The following is a 17,258-nucleotide window of genomic DNA, read 5'->3' as shown; positions in this document are numbered from 1 at the left end:
GTGCGCGCCCGGGCCCGCGCGCTACTGCATCCGAAAGCCCTGGCCGCCATGGCGATACCGCTGATCTGGAGCAACCACCTGCTCCCGGCCCTGCGCCTGGATGTGCGCGGCCGCACCGCCGCCAACACCGGCTACGCGCTCGCGTACACCCTCGCCTTTCGGGGAGACCCGACCTTCGGGTCCCGCCGCGGCATCCGGGCCGGAGCCGTCGCCGCGGGTACCGTGCTGTCCGGCTACGCCGCGGCCCTCGCCATTCCGGCCGCCCGCCGCCACCTGGCCGGACTCGCCGACCGGGGCCCCGGCGTCTCCACCCTGGAATGGGCCGCCCTGCACATTCCCGGCGGCACCGTCCTGACCGAGGAACTGGTCTACCGCTCCACCCTGACGCCGCTGCTGGAACGCACGGCGGGCGAGATCGGAACCGTCGCGGGCGCACTGGTTTTCGGCCTCTCCCACATCCAGCCCGCGCGTGCCGCCGCCGACCCGATCGCCGGCACCGTCGCCCTCACCACGGGGGCGGGCCTGGTGTTCGACCTGCTGCGCCGCCGCACCGGCAGCGCCACCGCCCCGGCCCTGCTGCATCTGGCCCTCAATGCGGGCGGAGCCCTCGCCCCTCGACTGGCCCGCCGCCTCGCGCAGTAGCCTCACGGCATGGCGCGACGAGGTGCGGTGGATCCGGCGGAGGTGCGAGCGGCGGTCGCCGCGGTGGGGGAGTGGCTGCGCGACGACTCCGCGCCCGCGCCCGCCCGCACCGAGATCGCGGCGGCGGTCCGCGGCACCGCCCGGGCGCTCGCGGCCGACGCCCCCGGCCACTCGGTCGAGGTGCGGGTTCCGCCCTTCGTCGCCGTCCAGTGCATCGAGGGTCCCAGGCACACCCGCGGAAATCCGCCCAATGTCGTCGAAACAGATGCTCGGACTTGGCTGTTGCTGGCGACCGGTCTGCTCGACTTCGGCGCCGCGGTGGAATCGGCCGCCCTCACCGCCTCCGGCAGCCGGGCGGGCGAGGTCGCGCGCTGGCTGCCGGTCGTCCCGCTCTGAGTGCTACGCCGCCGCGTCCGGCAGGGTCGCGGGCTTGCGCTCCAAGCCCTTCCGGTCGTAGAAGCGCGTGATGAACAGGCCGAACACCACGCCGATGGCCAGGCCGAGCAGCGCCATCCAGACGCCGCGGGTCAGGCCCGCCTGCCCGTCGCCGAAGAAGTAGAGGATCGAGCGGGTGCCCAGGAACACCTGGTGCATGGGCTCGAACGTGGCCAGCCAGCCGAAGTACTTCGGGGTCGCCTCGATCGGGATGGTGCCGCCCGAGGACGGCAGGCCCAGGATGATGAACACGATCAGATTGATGATCAGGCCGGCGGTGCCGATCGCGGCCAGCGTCGAGGCGCAGGTGAAGCCGACGGCCGTGATCACCAGCGCGCCGTAGAGGAACAGCAGGAGCGGTCTGTCGATCGGCATGCCGAGCAGCGACGCGATGCCCTCCAGCGCCCCCGACACCACCACCGCCATCACCGCGATCGCCGACCACTTGATCAGCAGCGTGCGCACCCGCGAGATGGACGCGCGCGGATAGTGCACGTACCAGGGACCCCACTCGGTGGGCAGGAATCCGAGGGCGGAGTCGATGAGCTGGTGGATGATCATCGCGCCGACCATGCCGACCAGCAGGAGCAGCAGGCTGTAGAAGAAGGCCGTCAGCCCCTCGCCGGAACCGCCCGGGAGTGGCCGGAACTGTTCGGTCACGATGTCCAGCGGTTGCGCCAGCACCAGCCGGGTCGCGGCGGACAGTTCGGTCGGGGGCGCGCCCGGCGGCGGAGTCAGCTGCTTGGTTACCTGATCGGTCAGCTGCTTGCCGACCTCGGCGTTCACCTGGGTGAGAGCTTGCTCACCGAACTTCTGCACCACCGCGGTCGCGAACGCGCCGGTGCGCGGATTGGTCTGCAGCGTCAGCACCGGCTTGGTGATCTCGCCCGGCACCACGCTGCCGACCCCGAGAATGCCGAGCCGCTTGGAGAAGTCGCTGGGGATGATGATGGTGCCGTACACCCGCGCCGACTGCATCTGCAGCTGTGCCTCGTTGATGCCGAGCACCCGCAGATCGATCTTGTCCGCCGGGACCGCCTTGGTGAGACCGTCCGCGACCTGATCGCCGAAGTTCACGTGCTGGACCTGATCGCCGGTCTTCAGATCATCACCGACATCCTGGTTCACCAGGGCGATCGGGAAATCGTGCAGATTCTTCTCCGGGTCCACGACGTAGTCGAGATACATGACGCCCAGGAGCGAGGCCAGCAGCGTGACCACCACGATCGGGAACGCCCACCGGATCGGGCTCAGATGCCTGCGTCGCGGACCGGTTTCCGCGCGACCGGTGCTGTCGGTGCTCGCCACCGTCGCACGCTAACAGCAAACCGGCTGCCATCTCCGTTATCCCAACGGCGGGTTGCCTTGCGGTTACCCGTAGAATGGCTCTCGCCCCCAGCCCGCCGAACAGGGAGCAAACGGTGAATCTCCCCGCCTCCGCCACGACCGTTGATCAGGACGAGAACGAACCGCGCGAAGAGTGTGGTGTGTTCGGTGTCTGGGCACCGGGCGAAGATGTGGCAAAGCTCACGTATTACGGACTATACGCATTGCAGCATCGCGGACAGGAGGCGGCGGGCATCGCGGTCGCCGACGGCTCGCAGGTGCTGGTCTTCAAGGATCTCGGCCTGGTGAGCCAGGTCTTCGACGAACAAACCCTGGCCGCCATGCCCGGCCACGTGGCCGTCGGCCACTGTCGTTACTCCACAACCGGTTCCACCACCTGGGAGAACGCGCAGCCGATCTTCCGCACCACCGCGGTCGGCACCGGAATCGCGTTGGGCCACAACGGAAACCTGGTCAACACCGCCGAATTGAGCGCCCGCGCACGGGAACTCGGGCTGGTCACCGGCCGCCTGGCGGGCGGCATGGCCGCCACCTCGGACTCCGACGTGATGACCGCGCTGCTCGCGCACGCCGCCGCCGACAAGAGCATCGAGCAGGCCGCCATGGAGCTGCTGCCGACCCTGAAGGGCGCGTTCTGCCTCACCTTCATGGATGAGCACACCCTCTACGCCGCCCGCGACCCGCACGGGGTGCGCCCGCTGTGCCTGGGCCGCCTCGACCGCGGCTGGGTGGTCGCCAGTGAGACCGCCGCCCTCGACATCGTGGGCGCCTCGTTCGTCCGCGAGATCGAGCCGGGCGAACTGCTCGCCATCGACGCCGACGGCGTGCGCTCCCTGCGCTTCGCCAACCCCACCCCCAAGGGCTGCGTCTTCGAATTCGTGTACCTGGCCCGCCCCGACTCCACCATCTCGGGCCGCTCGGTGCACGCCACCCGCGTCGACATCGGCCGCCGCCTCGCCGCCGAACACCCCGTCGAGGCCGACCTCGTCATCCCGGTCCCGGAATCCGGCACCCCCGCCGCCGTCGGCTACGCGCAGGGCTCCGGCGTCCCCTACGGCCAGGGTCTGATGAAGAACGCCTACGTGGGCCGCACCTTCATCCAGCCCAGCCAGACAATCCGCCAGCTCGGAATCCGGTTGAAGCTCAACCCGCTTCGCGAGGTGATCCGCGGCAAGCGGCTCATCGTGGTCGACGACTCCATCGTGCGCGGCAACACCCAGCGCGCGTTGATCCGCATGCTGCGGGAGGCGGGCGCCCTGGAGATCCACGTCCGGATCGCCTCCCCGCCGGTCAAGTGGCCCTGCTTCTACGGCATCGACTTCGCCTCGCGCGCGGAGCTGATCGCCAACGGCGCGGGCCCCGACGGCATCGAGGGCGAGAGCCTCGACGACATGGTGGAGGGCGTGCGCCGCTCCATCGGCGCGGACAGCCTCGGCTACATCTCCCTCGACAGCATGGTCGCCGCCACCGAGCAACCGCGCTCGCGGCTGTGCTGCGCCTGCTTCGACGGCGAGTACCCGATCGCGCTGCCGGTGGAGACCGCCATCGGCAAGAACGTGCTCGAGGGCATGCTGTCCGGCACCACCGAAACCGAGCTGCTGGCCGACAACGCCAACGCCTCGGCGCTGAGTCGCCCCTAGCGCTGAGCGCTGAGTGGCCACCGCGCAAGCGGTCTCGGCGCCCGCTCGCGCAATCGCGAACGGGCGCCGTGGCTTTCCCGTGACAACCCGCCCGCACGCATAACGGGTGGACGGTCGCAACGCCGTGCGCCTCCGGTGCGCACCGGCGCTCCTGCTAGCGTGAGCAGGCATCTATCCGACGATTCGGCTTGGAGCTCTCCCCGACAATGACTGAACAGACCCCCAGTGGTGCCGGTGCCTCGTATGCGGCGGCCGGCGTCGATATCGAAGCCGGTGACCGCGCAGTCGAGCTGTTCGCGCCCCTGGCCAAGAAGGCCTCCCGCCCCGAAGTGCAGGGCGGCCTCGGCGGCTTCGCAGGACTGTTCGCACTGAAGGGCGGCTACAAGGAGCCCCTGCTCGCCGCCTCCACCGACGGCGTCGGCACCAAGATCGCGGTCGCGCAGGCGCTCGACAAGCACGACACCATCGGCCTCGACCTGGTCGCCATGGTCGTCGACGACCTGGTGGTCTGCGGCGCCGAACCGCTGTTCCTGCAGGACTACATCGCCGTCGGCAAGGTAGTGCCCGAGCGGGTGGCGCAGATCGTGTCCGGCATCGCCGAGGGCTGTGTCATCGCCGGATGCGCGCTGCTCGGTGGCGAGACCGCCGAGCACCCCGGCCTGATGGGCGCCGACGACTACGACATCTCCGGTACCGGTGTCGGCGTCGTCGAAGCCGACGCCGTGCTCGGCCCCGACCGCGTCCGCCCCGGCGACGTGGTGATCGGCATGGGCTCCTCCGGCCTGCACTCCAACGGCTACTCGCTGGCCCGCAAGGTGCTGCTCGACATCGACCGCATGTCCCTCACCGGGCACGTCGAGGAATTCGGCCGCACCCTCGGCGAGGAGCTGCTCGAGCCGACCAAGATCTACGCCAAGGACTGCCTGGCCCTGATCGCCGAGACCGACGTGCGCACCTTCTGCCACGTGACGGGCGGCGGCCTGGCCCAGAACCTGGCCCGCGTGCTCCCCGCCGGACTCGTCGCCGAGCTCGACCGCGGCACCTGGAACCCGGCCCCGGTCTTCAAGATGATCGCCCAGCGCGGCCGCGTCGAGCGCCTGGAGATGGAGAAGACCTTCAACATGGGCGTCGGCATGGTCGCCGTCGTCGCGCCCGAGGACGCCGACCGCGCGCTGGCCGTCCTCACCGCCCGCCACATCGACTGCTGGACCCTCGGCACGGTGAAGAAGGCCAAGGACGCCGACGCCGCCCGCGTCGCGCTGGTGGGCGACCACCCGCGCTTCTAGCAGACAGAGAACGGCCCCGGCACTCGCGAGAGTGCCGGGGCCGTTTGTCTTTTCGCCGGTAGGAAGGGGGACCGGCTAGTTGTTCGCCGCGGATGCTCAGCGAATGGCCCTGACCTCGGGGCATATCGACGTGCTAAAGGGGAAGGCCATAGTGGGCCTCCCCCTTACACGGCGAAAATCCGAGGTCAGCGACGCCAGTCGTCGTAGTCGTCTTCGTCCCAGCCCGCACGCGAGTCCTTCGCGTCGTGCTCGTCGGAAAGCACAGCACCACTCAGCTGCGTGTCGGAGGGACTCCCCGACAGTTCGCGCTGAAGGCTCGTGAAGTCGGTCGACGGTGAGCTGTACTTGAGCTCCCGTGCAACCTTGGTCTGCTTTGCCTTAGCCCGGCCACGGCCCATGGCTGACCCCCTCGCGTCACTGCGGGGCGGCCTGGGGTGGGTTTGGCGGCCCCGTTCGAATTAATACTCTTCCTGACGAACACTTTAGCGTGTGTCAGGCGGTCGCGCTTCCAGGAGTGGGGGATAAACGTCCCGGGGCCGGGACCGGCGACGACCGGGCGATCCTGAAAACCCTGCGGACCGGCGACTACAGGACGCCGGGAATCGCTCGAATGATGCCGACGCGAGCTCCGCCGCCCAGCACCGCGGGCGTTGCCAGCTCAGCGTGCGCAGCGGTCCACTCGACCCCCATACGCTGGAGAATGGCCAGCGTCAGCGGAAGCCGCGCGCGATCGGCGCCGTCATCGATCTTGTACGCGAAGGCCGAACCGTCCGGCAGCGCACCCGCGTGCACCCCGTCCGCGCCGATCTTGCACACCAGTCCCGGCGTCGCGGACATAACGCGAAAATCGGGGCCGTCCGTGCCGGAAATCACTCGCGGATAAGCACGGATCGCGTCCGCGACGCGGCGTTCCGGCGCACCCTCGGGCGCGGTGGCGAAACCCGCGTAGGCGCGGGCCAGATTCACCAGCGACACCGGCACGATGGGCAGGCCGCACCCGTCGATGCCGAGATCGGTCTCCGGCTCACCGGTCACCTCGGCCACGGTGTCCAGCACCGCCTGCTGCAACGGGTGCCCGACCTCGAGATAGCCGCGGGTCGGCCAATCATTGATCACGCAGGTGGCGAGCATGGCGGCGTGTTTGCCGGAGCAGTTCATGAAGATCCGTCGAGCCGCCTTGTCACGGTCGGCGCCGGCCAGCACCCGGGCCCGGGCCTGCTCCTCGAACGGCAGATCCGGCGGGCACTCCAGGTCGTCCTCGGTGAAACCGAAGCGGTCCAGCAACCGCCGCACCAACTCCACGTGATCGGGCTCGCCGAAATGTGAGGCGGTGGCGATGGCCAGCTCGGCGTCGTCCACCGGTTCGAAACCGTTGCGCAGCAGGGTGAGCGCCTGCAGCGGCTTGTTGGTGGAGCGCGGGAAGATCGGGCCGTGCACCGCACCCACCTCGACCAGCGGCTCACCGTCGGGGCGCAGCACCACCGCGGAACCGCGGTGCACGCACTCGCGGAAACCGGACCGCACCACCTCGACCAGGTCGACGCTCATCGGTGCCCCTTCGCTGTCATCGGGCCGCCGCGGCATGGCGGCGGCGGTGACGGTCGATCTGCATGCGGACGTCGTCGGAGAGGGTGGGCTCGGCGGATTCCAGCAACTCCAGGCGCGCGGGGTCCGTGCCGGCGAACAGATCGCGGACCGTGACGCCGTGCTCGGGGATGTGCACCACCCGCACCTCGTCGCCCGCGCCGATCCCGCCCTCGGTCAGAACCCGCAGGTAGGCGCCCGTATTCGCCTGGGCTGTAAAGCGTTTCACCCACTGCGGCTCACCGGTGCGCCACTGGAAAGTGGCGCACGGGACCCGCGGGGCGGACACCTCGAGCAGGGTGTCGCCGATGGCCCAGCGCTCACCGAGCACAGCGTCACTGACGGGGAGCCCGGCGATGCGCAGGTTCTCGCCGAACCAGCCCGCCGCGAGTTCGCGGCCCAGTTCGGTGGACCAGCGCCGCGCGTCCTCCTCGGCGTAGGCGTAGACGGCCTGGTGGGCGCCGCCGTGATGCTTGGTGTCGCACACGTGGTCGCCGTCCAGGCCGAGGGCCCGGACCGGAACCCGGTGCGGCACCGGACGTTTGTCGATGGCGGTGCGGCCCACCTTCGAGGACTTGGCCGGCACCTCGAGTTCGGCGTGCACGACGCAGACGGCCAGCACCCGGCCGACAGGGGCGGCGGTCATCGGCCGCGCAGCTTCTCGACGGCGAGCCGCCCGGCCTGCGGTTCGTCGTGCGCGGGCACCGAATCCGGGTCGATGGCCGCCGCGCACGGGCCGGCCACCAGTTCGGTGTCCGCCGGGATGGTGCGTTTGATCAGGGCCAGCGCGATCGGGCCGAGTTCGTAGTGGTCGATCACCGTGCCCAGCGTGCCGACCGCGCGGCCGCCCGCCGTCACCGGATCACCGGGCGCCGGACGGGAATCCGCCGAGCCGTCCAGGTGCAGCAGCACCAGGTGCCGGGGCGGCTTGCCGAGATTGTGCACCCGCGCGACCGTCTCCTGACCGCGGTAGCAGCCCTTGTTCAGGTGTACGGCGCCGTGTTCGGCGGGGCCGCCGATCCAGTTGACCTCGTGCGGGATGGTGCGATCGTCGGTGTCCAGGCCCAGACGGGGGCGCAGGGCGGCCACCCGCAGCGCCTCGAACGCCCACAGGCCCGCGGCCGCCGCGCCCGCGTCGCGCAGCGTGGTCCACCAGGCGGCGAGCTGATCGCGGGGGACCAGCAGGTCGAAGGAGTCGGCGGTGGGCCAGGGCATGCGGCGCAGGAAGCCGCCGCCGGGCAGCGGGACCGCGCGGTAGGTGTCGGGTAGGGCGGGCACGCCCAGGGCGGCGACGAGGTCGGCCGCGGCCGGGCCCAGCAGGCTCAGGACCGCGTGGTCGTTGGCGTCGACGGGCTTGGCGTCGGCCCAGAACACCATCTTCTGCAGGAAGCTCAGCAGTTCGGGTCCGCGCGCGCCTTCGGTGTCTATCCACACCGTGCCGTCGAGTTCGGTGAGCACGAAGTGGTTCAGCACGCGGCCGTTGAGATCGAGGTCCAGGTTCTCCGCGGACTCCCCGTCACCGAGATCGGCGACGGCCTGGCTGGAAATGGTGTGCAGCCAGCTCAGTCGTTCCTTGCCGGTGATCGAGAGCACGAACCGGTGGGAGCGATCCACCACCGCGACCCGCTCCGCCGCCGCGCGCTGCTCCCCGAAGGGATCGCCGTAATGCCACGCGACCGCGGCATCCGGTGACTCCGGCAGCCCCGCGACAGCCCCTGGAACCTGCAAGATCGGACTGGCAACCGAGGAGGACACGACTCCACCCTAGCGGCTCGCGGCGACAGGCCTCGAGCGCACGGCCCGGGAGCCGGACCCGGACCGATGTCGTCCCCGGGACGCGCCGGTGGCGCATTTGGGCAGGTTTGAAACGCGAGCCCTGCTTCCAGCAGGTCGTGGCAGGTGGCTTGACGGGCCGGGTGGCACAGTATGGCACCCAGGACCCGTCGACTCCCCTAGGCTCATCGCATGGTGGAACGGGTTCTGGTGACACTCGACGGCGCGATCCGGGATCCGGACGCGCCGTTGTTGTATGCGGACGATATCGGTGCGTTGCGGGGCGACGGCATCTTCGAGACGGTGCTGGTGCGCGACGGCGTTCCGTGCGCGCTGGAAATGCATCTGGCGCGGCTACGGCGCTCGGCGGAGGCGCTGGATCTCCCCGCGCCGGACCTCGAGGCGTGGCGGTTCGCGGTCGAACTGGCCGCCGAGGAATGGGGCAGGGACCGCGAGGGCACCCTGCGGATGGTCCTGACCCGCGGACGTGACAGTGATCACGGCGGAGGGGGCGAACGTCTGGCGAACAAGACGGGAGATCTGGCCGGAGCCGAACCCGCCACCACCGGTTACGTTTTCGTGGTCGGAGTCCCCGCGCGGGTGGAAAAGGCGCGCACCGAAGGCGTTTCGGTGATCACCCTCTCCAAAGGCATCTCCATCGACCTGGCCCAGAACGCGCCGTGGCTGCTGATGGGCGCGAAAACCCTGTCGTACGCGACGAATATGTCCGCGCTGCGGTTCGCCCAGCGGATGGGCGCCGACGACGTCATCTTCACCAGCACCGAGCACCGCGTCCTCGAGGGTCCGCGCTCGACCGTGGTCGTGCAGCGCGACAACCAGCTCATCACCCCGCCCGCCCGCCACGGCGTCCTGCCCGGCACCACGCAGCGGGCGCTGTTCGCGCAAGCGGAGAAGGCGGGCTGGGAGTGCCGCTACGAGCCGCTGTTCACAGCCGACCTGATCACCGCGGACGCCGTGTGGATGTTGTCCTCGATCACCCTGGCCGCGCGGGTCAATTCGCTGGACGGACTGCGCATGTCGCCGCCGGACAATGCGGCCGAGATCGTCGAGATGGTGAACCGCGGCATCGCGCTCCCCGGGAGCCTCGCCGACTGGTAGTCCCGATCACGTTCCAGCAAATATCGGGCTTGATGTGGCGAGGCATACGTTGATCCGCGCCTCCTGACGCGTAGTCTCTGTTACTACGTCATGTCGTAGATCGGCAGGGAGGTCGGATGAGCGTCGTAGATCTGGCGCGCTGGCAGTTCGGAATTACCACCGTCTATCACTTCATCCTGGTGCCACTCACCATCGGCCTCGCACCGCTCGTCGCGGGCATGCAGACCGCGTGGGTGATCACCGGTAAGGAGCACTGGCTCAGGCTCACAAAGTTTTTCGGCAAACTGTTCCTGATCAATTTCGCCCTCGGCGTCGCCACCGGCATCGTGCAGGAATTCCAGTTCGGCATGGGCTGGAGCGAATACTCCCGCTTCGTCGGCGACGTGTTCGGCGCCCCGCTGGCCATGGAGGCGCTGGTCGCCTTCTTCATGGAATCGACCTTCCTGGGCCTGTGGATCTTCGGCTGGACCAGACTGCCGAAAAAGCTCCACCTGGCGTGCATCTGGCTCGTCGCCATCGGCACCAACGCCTCCGCCTACTTCATCATCGCCGCCAACTCGTTCATGCAGCACCCGGTCGGCGCGGAGTACAACCCGGAGACCGGTCGCGCCGAACTGCACAGCATCTGGGCGGTGCTCACCAACAACACCACCCTCGCCGCCTTCCCACACGTGATCGCCGGAGCCTTCCTCACTGCGGGCACGTTCGTGGCCGGCATCGCCGGCTGGTGGATGGTGCGAAATGCCCGCAAGGCCAAGGCGGAAGGGAACGAGGCACTCCTCGAGGACGCCCGCACCATGTGGCGGCCGAGCGCGCGCATGGGCCTGTACGTCGTCCTCATCGCCGCGGTGGCGCTGATCTTCACCGGTGACATCCAGGGCAAGCTGATGTTCAAGCAGCAGCCCATGAAGATGGCGTCCGCCGAATCGCTCTGCCACACCGAGACCGATCCGGACTTCTCCGTGCTGACCGTCGGCACCCACAACAACTGCGACAGCGTGGACCACCTCATCGAGGTGCCCTACGTGCTGCCGTGGCTGGCCACCGGCGAATTCACCGGCGTCACCTTGCAGGGAGTCAAGGACCTCCAGGTCGAGTACAACCAGAAGTACGGTGTCGGCGACTACCGGCCCAATCTGTTCGTCACCTACTGGTCCTTCCGCGCCATGATCACCTGGATGGCCGGCTCGATCCTGTTGGCGCTGGCCGGATTCTGGGTCACCCGCCGCGGGCGGATCCCGGACCAGACCTGGTTCAGCTGGCTGTCGCTGATCGCGATCGCCACCCCGTTCCTGGGCAATATCTCCGGCTGGATCTTCACCGAGATGGGCCGCCAGCCCTGGGTCGTCGCACCCAACCCGACCGGCGACCAGCACATCCGGATGACCGTGCAGCAGGGCGTCTCCGGGGTCTCGGCGGGCACGATCCTCACCTCGCTGATCGTGTTCACCGCGCTCTACGGGCTGCTGGCCATCGGGTGGTTCTATCTGATGCGCCGCTACGTGATCGCCGGACCCGAGCAGGCATCCACCCCGGACACCCCGAAGATGACCGGGGAGCCCGTCGAGAAGCTTTCCTTCGCCTACTAGGAGCCGAGGATGAGTCTCCCTGAATTCTGGTTTCTGCTGATCGCGGTCCTGTTCACCGGCTACTTCGTGCTGGAGGGCTTCGACTTCGGCGTCGGCATGCTGATGCCGATCATCGGGCGCGGTGACGAGCAGAAGAAGCGCACCGTGCTCAACACCATCGGACCGGTGTGGGACGGCAACGAGGTGTGGCTGCTCACCGGCGGCGGCGCCATGTTCGCCGCCTTCCCGGAGTGGTACGCCAGCCTGTTCTCCGGGTTCTACCTGGCGCTGCTGCTCATCCTGGTCGGGCTGATCGCGCGGGCCTGCGCCATCGAATGGCGCGGCAAGATCAACGACCCACGCTGGCGCACCTGGTGCGACATCGGCATCGGTCTGGGCTCCTGGATCCCCGCCCTGGCCTGGGGCCTGGCCTTCGCCAACATCGTGCACGGCGTGCAGCTCAACGAGCGCAAGCAGATCGAGGGCAACTTCTTCGACCTGCTCAACCCGTACGCGCTGCTCGGCGGGCTCACCACGCTGCTGCTGTTCATGCTGCACGGCGCGATGTTCATCGCCCTCAAGACCGGCAACGACGTCCGCGACGACGCGCAACGCATCATCCGCGTGCTGTTCGTGCCCACCGCCGTCGTGGTGGCCGCCTTCGGCGTCTGGACCCAGCTCGCCCACGGGCACGGCTGGACCTGGATTCCGCTGGCGCTGGCCGTGATCGGACTGCTGGTCGCGGGCTTCGCCGCGAGCCAGGGTCGCGACGGCTGGGCGTTCACCGGCACCGCGATCACCATCGCGGCCGCCACCGTGCTGCTGTTCGGGTCGCTGTTCCCGAATGTGCTGCCGTCCACCATCAACGACGCGTTCAGCCTCACCGTCGACGGCCGCGACGGCACCGTCGCCGCCTCCTCCACCCACTACACGCTGGTGGTGATGAGCTGGGTCGCGGTGGCGCTGGTCCCGGTCGTGCTGGTCTACCAGGCCTGGACGTACTGGGTGTTCCGCAAGCGGCTCACCATGGAACAGATCCCGGCCCCGATCGGGCTGCCCATGGAATCCGCGAAGAGCTGAACCCGGGGCGCGCCGCCCCGCCGGAAGGCCCAGGGCGGCGCGTCTTTTCGCAGAGGAGATCGACCATGGCACGACCGGTGGACCCGCGGCTGTGGCGGCACGCCCGCTCCGCGCGCCGGTATCTCGGACTCAGCGTGGGACTCTCGCTGGTCACCACCGGATGCATCGTGATCGGGGCGCTCGCCCTGGCCCGGGTGCTCGCCGGGGTGATCACCGAACCGGACCAGCGCCGGATCGGCTCCTGGACGGTCGAATTGGCGGTGTTCGCGATCGCCGTGCTGTGCCGGGTGACGGCCACCTGGTGGCAGTCCCGGCTCGCGCACCGAGCCGGGGCGCAGGTCGTGGCCGAACTCGAGACCGCCGCCCTGAAAGCCGGGGCCCAGCTCCCGCCGCGTGAATTGGAGAGCCGCCGTGCCGAACTCGCGGTCGTCGTCGGCTCCGGGCTCGGTGGGCTGCGCGCCTACCTCGCGGGGTATCTGCCCGCCCTGATCCTGGCCGCTCTCGTGCCCCCGGTGGTGCTGGCCGTCATCGCCGTCCACGACTGGGTGTCCGGCGCGATCATCGCTGTCACGCTGCCGCTGATCCCGATCTTCATGATCCTCATCGGGCTGCTCACCCAGGGGAAGTCCGCGGACACGCTGGCCGCCGCCACCCGCCTGTCGGACCAGCTCCTGGACCTGTTCGCCGGAATGCCGACGCTGCGCGCGCTCGGCCGCGAGACCGGTCGCACCGCGACGAACGGCCGAGCCGACACGGCCGGCCCGAATCCCGCCGCGGGAAACGATGATCCGCCGCGCAGCATGGCGGGCCGGGTCCGTGAGCTCGGCGACGCCCTGCACCACCGGACCATGTCCGCGTTGCGTCTGGCCTTCCTGTCGTCGATGGTGCTGGAGATGCTCGCCACGCTCTGTGTGGCCCTGGTCGCCGTCTCCATCGGCATGCGCCTGGTCTTCGGCCACATGGGCCTGTACGCGGGCCTGCTCGCCCTGATCCTCGCTCCCGAGGTCTACCTCCCGCTACGCGCCGTCGGCGAACGCTTCCACGCCGCCCAGGACGGAATGGCCGCCGCCGAACGGGCATTCGCGATTCTCGAACCGGGTCCGGGGACCACGCCCGCCGTTCCCGCCGGAACATCGCATCGGAACCTGCTCGGCCACATCGACATCCGCGATCTGAGCGTCGCCGCCCGCGACGGCAACGCGCCCGAAGCACTGTCCGCCGCCGTCCGCCCCGGCGAGGTCACCGTCCTCACCGGTCCCAACGGCTGCGGCAAATCGACCGCCCTGCAAGCCGTTCTGGGCCTCATCACCCCGGACGCCGGAACCGTCACCATCGACGGCACCCCGGTCCCCGACCTGGACCCCGACGAGTTCTGGTCCCACGTGGCCTGGCTTCCGCAGCGCCCGGTCCTGATCCCCGGCACCCTCCGCGCCAACCTCGAACTGCTGGGACCGCCATCGGGCGAGGACCAGATCGAAGCCGCCTGCGCCGCCACCGGTTTCGACGCCGTCCTCGACACCCTCCCCGCCCGGTGGGACACCGTGGTCGGTTCGGGCGGCATCGGATTGTCCCTGGGCCAGCGCCAGCGGCTGGCCCTCACGCGTACCCTCGCGGCCCCCCGGTCGATCCTGCTGCTCGACGAGCCCACCGCCCACCTCGACGACGACTCCGAGGCGACGGTGCTCGCGGCCCTGGTGGACCGCGCCCGCGCCGGAGCAACCGTGGTGGTGGTGGCGCATCGCGCGTCGATCCTCGCCATCGCGGACCGGGTCATCGAGGTCACCTCCACAGCGGGCGGACGCCAGGGCCGGCCCGGCATCGGTGTGGCAGAGGGTCTTCCGCCCGGCGCCTCCGAGTCGGGGCCGCCCGGCGGGAGCGGCATGCGGCCGGGCGCCGCGAAGGAGGCGTCGCTGCGATGAGGGCGATACTGGCCGACTTCCGGCGGATCCGGGAACTGCTCGAACTGTCGCGGGCGCGGATGGCGCTGTCGATCGGATGGGGTGTGCTCGCGCTCGGCAGCGGGCTCGGACTGGCCGCGCTCGCGGCCTGGCTGATCGCCCGCGCCTGGCAGATGCCGCCGGTTCTGGATCTGAGCCTCGCCGTGGTGACCGTTCGGGCGCTGGGCATCTCGCGAGGGCTGTGCCGGTACCTCGAGCGGCTCGCCACCCACGACGTCGCACTGCGCGCCATGAGCACGGCGCGAACCACCACCTATCGCACGCTGGCCGGCGCGAATATCTGGCGGCCCCGACGGACCGGTGCCGCGAGTTTCGGAGCAGCCGACGGCGCGGGCCGCTCCGCCTCCACCGGCGCGCCCCGGACCGACGCCGAAGCCCGGCAAGGGGATCCGACCCAGCTGCGCCGGGGCGAACTGCTCGGGCGGGTGATGAGCGATATCGACGACCTCGGTGCCGTCGTGGTGCGAGCGTTCGTGCCGATCGCGGTGGCGGTGATCCTGTCCGTGCTCGCCGTCGGACTGCTGGCGAGCATCTCGGTGCCGGCGGCGGTGATTCTGGCGGTGGCGCTGGCGGTGTCGGGGATCATCGCCCCCTGGCTGTCGGCGCGGGCGGCCGAGGAAGCCGAACTGGCGGTGCGGTCCGACCGCACCGAGTTCACCGCCGAGGCGCTGACTGTCCTGGACCACGCACCCGAATTGCGGGTCGCGGGACGGCTTTCCGGAGCGGTCGGCACGGCCACCGCGGCGGGGCAGCGCGCGGTCGCGGCCGAGGACCGGGCGGCGGCGCACAGCGCGTGGGCGGCGGCGGTGCTACCGCTGTCCATCGGGGTCAGCGTGCTGGGGGCACTGCTCATCGGGATCGTGTTGTACGGCGGCGGATCTCCGGTGCCGACGGCGGGATTCCAGACCGTCACGCCCGGCGGCATCTCGCCGATGGCGTTCACGGTGCTCGTGCTGGTGCCGCTGTCGGCCTTCGAGGCGGTCGCGGTGCTGCCCGCCGCCGCGCAGGCGCTCACCACCGGCCGGGCCGCTCTGCGCCGCCTCGACGAGCTCGAATCCGGGGACCCGGCTCCCCGCGAATCCCAGGCCGCCGCACCGAAATTCCCGCCCCTGCCGCAGGGCCGCCGGATCGCGGTGACCGGGCCCAGCGGTGCGGGGAAGACGACCCTGCTCATGGAATGGGCGGGACTGTTCGGCACACCCGAGCCCGGCGTCACGTTCTTCGCCGAGGACGCGCACCTCTTCGGCACCACCGTGCTGGAGAATCTGCGCGTGGCCCGCGGCGACATCACCGCCGCCGAGGCCGATGCCGCCCTGCGCGCGGTCGGGGCGGGGGAATGGCTGGACTCACTGCCCGACGGAGTCGAGACCGATCTGGTCGGCGGCGCCGCGGCGGTGTCGGGCGGCCAGCGCCGCCGGATCCTGCTGGCCCGAGCCCTCCTCTCGCCCGCGCGAGTGCTACTGCTCGACGAACCGACCGAGCACCTCGAGGCCGAGGCCGGGGCCGAAACACTGCGCCGCCTCTTGAACGAATCGAGTGGCCTGGTTGATCGCGACCGGACGGTCGTGGTCGTCACCCACCAGCTGCCTCCGGACACCAAGGCCGACACCATCGTTCGCGTCCATCCCGGAGGTGCGATCGACATCGGTCCCCGTATTCCCGAAACCACGGCCTGACCTGCCTTTTCGCAGTCCGCGAAAATACGTTGCCGCTGGTGCCGGATCCGACTAATTTCGTCGGTACACAGGAAGGAGGTGGTTCGAGAATGATTTCTAGGACGCGTGAGGTGGCTGCCAGCTAGGCGCTACCGCTGCAATCGGATTCCGATCGCGCGAGCCCTCGCGAATCCACGGCAGTCACCCGGCCCCCGAGTTACGGTCCGTCCGACCGGACTTGCGTGAAGAACGTTGCATCCTTCCGCGGGTATGACTCGGGGGCCGTACTGCGCCGCCTCCCCGGAACTTCGGCGGGCGGCTGAGAGCCGTCTGAGTTGGCATTCCGTGCCTGCGTCGGGTGCCCAAACAATTTTGGGGGTACCCCATGAGGTACCCCCATCGCAGCGAAATCAGTTGTCGCGTGCCGTATCGGCAGGCTCTCAGCCGATGTACCGCTTCAACCGCGCCGAAAGTCGCGGCTCGAGCGCGCCGTCGGCCGCGATGCGCTCCTCGACGTAACCGAGGTCGCCGCCCTCGACGATGCCGTAGAGCCGCTTCGCGCCGCCCACCACGATGCCGGACTGGCTGCGGATCACCACGTCGGTGGCCAGCTCCCAGGACGACTGGGTCAGGGCCTGGCCATAGAACAGCTCGACAATGCCGGTCGAGTGCGTGAGCAGCAGCTCCAGCACCTCGTCGTCGCCGTCGATACCGACCCGCCAGAAGCCGCTCTCGCGCAGGTCCGGGCCGTCGAACTCGCCCTCGGCGGTCAGCTTCCAGGACCGGGCTTCCCAGGTCAGGTAGTCGCCGCCGTCGTGGGCGACGATGATCTGCTGACCGAAGCGGTAGTCGCCGGTCTCGGGGTCGTTGCCCTCGCCCTCACCGCGCCACACGCCGACCAGCGGCAGCAGCGCGAGCATGGACGAGCTCAGATCGGGGCCCAGCCGCAGATTCGCGGTGTCCACGGGCAGCGGCAGATCGGGGAGCGCCGGAACGTTCAGCCCCCCGGTCGACTTGGCCCGCTCGACCGCCTCCGCGACCGCCTGGTCGCCGCTGCGGCGCGAACCGGCGGCGTCATCGGACGCCGAGCCGTTGGCCACTCCGTTTTCGGTGTTCTCGTGGGCCGGATCTGTCACGACTCGGTGAACAGCCGGTAGAGGACGTACAGACC

General features: G+C 69.9%; 15 protein-coding genes. 9 read left to right on the top strand and 6 right to left on the bottom strand.

Annotated elements, in window-relative coordinates:
- Both ACFYTS_RS00885 and ACFYTS_RS00880 read left to right on the top strand, forming a co-directional pair.
- Positions 1–642, top strand: a complete 642-nt coding sequence (locus ACFYTS_RS00885; RefSeq protein ID WP_387300444.1) for a CPBP family intramembrane glutamic endopeptidase — start codon at positions 1–3, stop codon at positions 640–642.
- Between the two features lie 9 nt (positions 643–651).
- Complete coding sequence (locus ACFYTS_RS00880; protein ID WP_387300442.1) at positions 652–1,038, top strand: sterol carrier family protein; 387 nt, start codon at positions 652–654, stop codon at positions 1,036–1,038.
- A 3-nt stretch (positions 1,039–1,041) separates the two neighbouring features.
- Here ACFYTS_RS00880 and ACFYTS_RS00875 read toward each other — a convergent pair whose 3' ends face one another.
- The gene (locus ACFYTS_RS00875) at positions 1,042–2,385 is read right to left on the bottom strand and encodes a YhgE/Pip domain-containing protein (RefSeq protein ID WP_387300440.1); all 1,344 of its coding nucleotides are present in this window, start codon (positions 2,383–2,385) and stop codon (positions 1,042–1,044) included.
- Positions 2,386–2,459: 74 nt separating this feature from the next.
- Here ACFYTS_RS00875 and purF point away from each other — a divergent pair, with 74 nt between their 5' ends.
- Positions 2,460–4,064: an amidophosphoribosyltransferase gene (purF, locus tag ACFYTS_RS00870; protein WP_379276305.1), complete on the top strand. Its 1,605-nt coding sequence runs from the start codon at positions 2,460–2,462 to the stop codon at positions 4,062–4,064.
- A 206-nt stretch (positions 4,065–4,270) separates the two neighbouring features.
- Positions 4,271–5,350 (top strand): phosphoribosylformylglycinamidine cyclo-ligase, encoded by a 1,080-nt coding sequence (purM, locus tag ACFYTS_RS00865; RefSeq protein WP_357282670.1) that lies wholly within the window; start codon positions 4,271–4,273, stop codon positions 5,348–5,350.
- A gap of 185 nt (positions 5,351–5,535) precedes the next feature.
- On the opposite strand, the gene ACFYTS_RS00860 is transcribed toward purM, so the two are convergent.
- The 4 genes from ACFYTS_RS00860 to ACFYTS_RS00845 form a co-directional block, all read right to left on the bottom strand.
- Entirely contained in the window at positions 5,536–5,748 is a 213-nt protein-coding gene (locus tag ACFYTS_RS00860) for a DUF3073 domain-containing protein (RefSeq protein ID WP_213558229.1), read from the bottom strand.
- 187 nt (positions 5,749–5,935) lie between these two features.
- The gene (locus tag ACFYTS_RS00855; RefSeq protein WP_387300437.1) at positions 5,936–6,898 is read right to left on the bottom strand and encodes an asparaginase; all 963 of its coding nucleotides are present in this window, start codon (positions 6,896–6,898) and stop codon (positions 5,936–5,938) included.
- 16 nt (positions 6,899–6,914) lie between these two features.
- On the bottom strand, positions 6,915–7,580 hold the full coding sequence (locus ACFYTS_RS00850) for an MOSC domain-containing protein (protein ID WP_387300435.1): 666 nt from the start codon (positions 7,578–7,580) through the stop codon (positions 6,915–6,917).
- On the bottom strand, positions 7,577–8,689 hold the full coding sequence (locus tag ACFYTS_RS00845; RefSeq protein ID WP_387300433.1) for a YgfZ/GcvT domain-containing protein: 1,113 nt from the start codon (positions 8,687–8,689) through the stop codon (positions 7,577–7,579). Before ACFYTS_RS00845 ends, ACFYTS_RS00850 begins: the two co-directional genes overlap by 4 nt.
- A 210-nt stretch (positions 8,690–8,899) precedes the next feature.
- Between ACFYTS_RS00845 and ACFYTS_RS00840 the strand changes: the two genes are divergently transcribed.
- From ACFYTS_RS00840 to ACFYTS_RS00820, 5 genes are all read left to right on the top strand, one after another.
- Entirely contained in the window at positions 8,900–9,826 is a 927-nt protein-coding gene (locus tag ACFYTS_RS00840; protein ID WP_387300431.1) for an aminodeoxychorismate lyase, read from the top strand.
- 116 nt (positions 9,827–9,942) lie between these two features.
- Positions 9,943–11,415, top strand: coding sequence for a cytochrome ubiquinol oxidase subunit I (locus tag ACFYTS_RS00835; protein WP_357282662.1), 1,473 nt, complete (start codon positions 9,943–9,945; stop codon positions 11,413–11,415).
- A 9-nt stretch (positions 11,416–11,424) separates the two neighbouring features.
- Complete coding sequence (gene cydB, locus ACFYTS_RS00830) at positions 11,425–12,474, top strand: cytochrome d ubiquinol oxidase subunit II (RefSeq protein WP_357282660.1); 1,050 nt, start codon at positions 11,425–11,427, stop codon at positions 12,472–12,474.
- Positions 12,475–12,539: 65 nt separating this feature from the next.
- Complete coding sequence (locus ACFYTS_RS00825; RefSeq protein ID WP_387300428.1) at positions 12,540–14,393, top strand: ABC transporter ATP-binding protein/permease; 1,854 nt, start codon at positions 12,540–12,542, stop codon at positions 14,391–14,393.
- Positions 14,390–16,108, top strand: a complete 1,719-nt coding sequence (locus ACFYTS_RS00820) for an ATP-binding cassette domain-containing protein (protein WP_387300426.1) — start codon at positions 14,390–14,392, stop codon at positions 16,106–16,108. The genes ACFYTS_RS00825 and ACFYTS_RS00820 overlap by 4 nt, the downstream gene beginning before the upstream one ends.
- Before the next feature lie 419 nt (positions 16,109–16,527).
- On the opposite strand, the gene ACFYTS_RS00815 is transcribed toward ACFYTS_RS00820, so the two are convergent.
- Positions 16,528–17,187: an FABP family protein gene (locus ACFYTS_RS00815; RefSeq protein ID WP_357282828.1), complete on the bottom strand. Its 660-nt coding sequence runs from the start codon at positions 17,185–17,187 to the stop codon at positions 16,528–16,530.
- Positions 17,188–17,258 lie beyond the last annotated feature (71 nt).

This window comes from Nocardia sp. NPDC004151 (assembly GCF_042874235.1).
Taxonomy (GTDB): Bacteria; Actinomycetota; Actinomycetes; order Mycobacteriales; family Mycobacteriaceae; genus Nocardia.
Note: the sequence above shows the minus strand (reverse complement) of the source record. Positions and strands in the feature narration are given on the sequence as shown.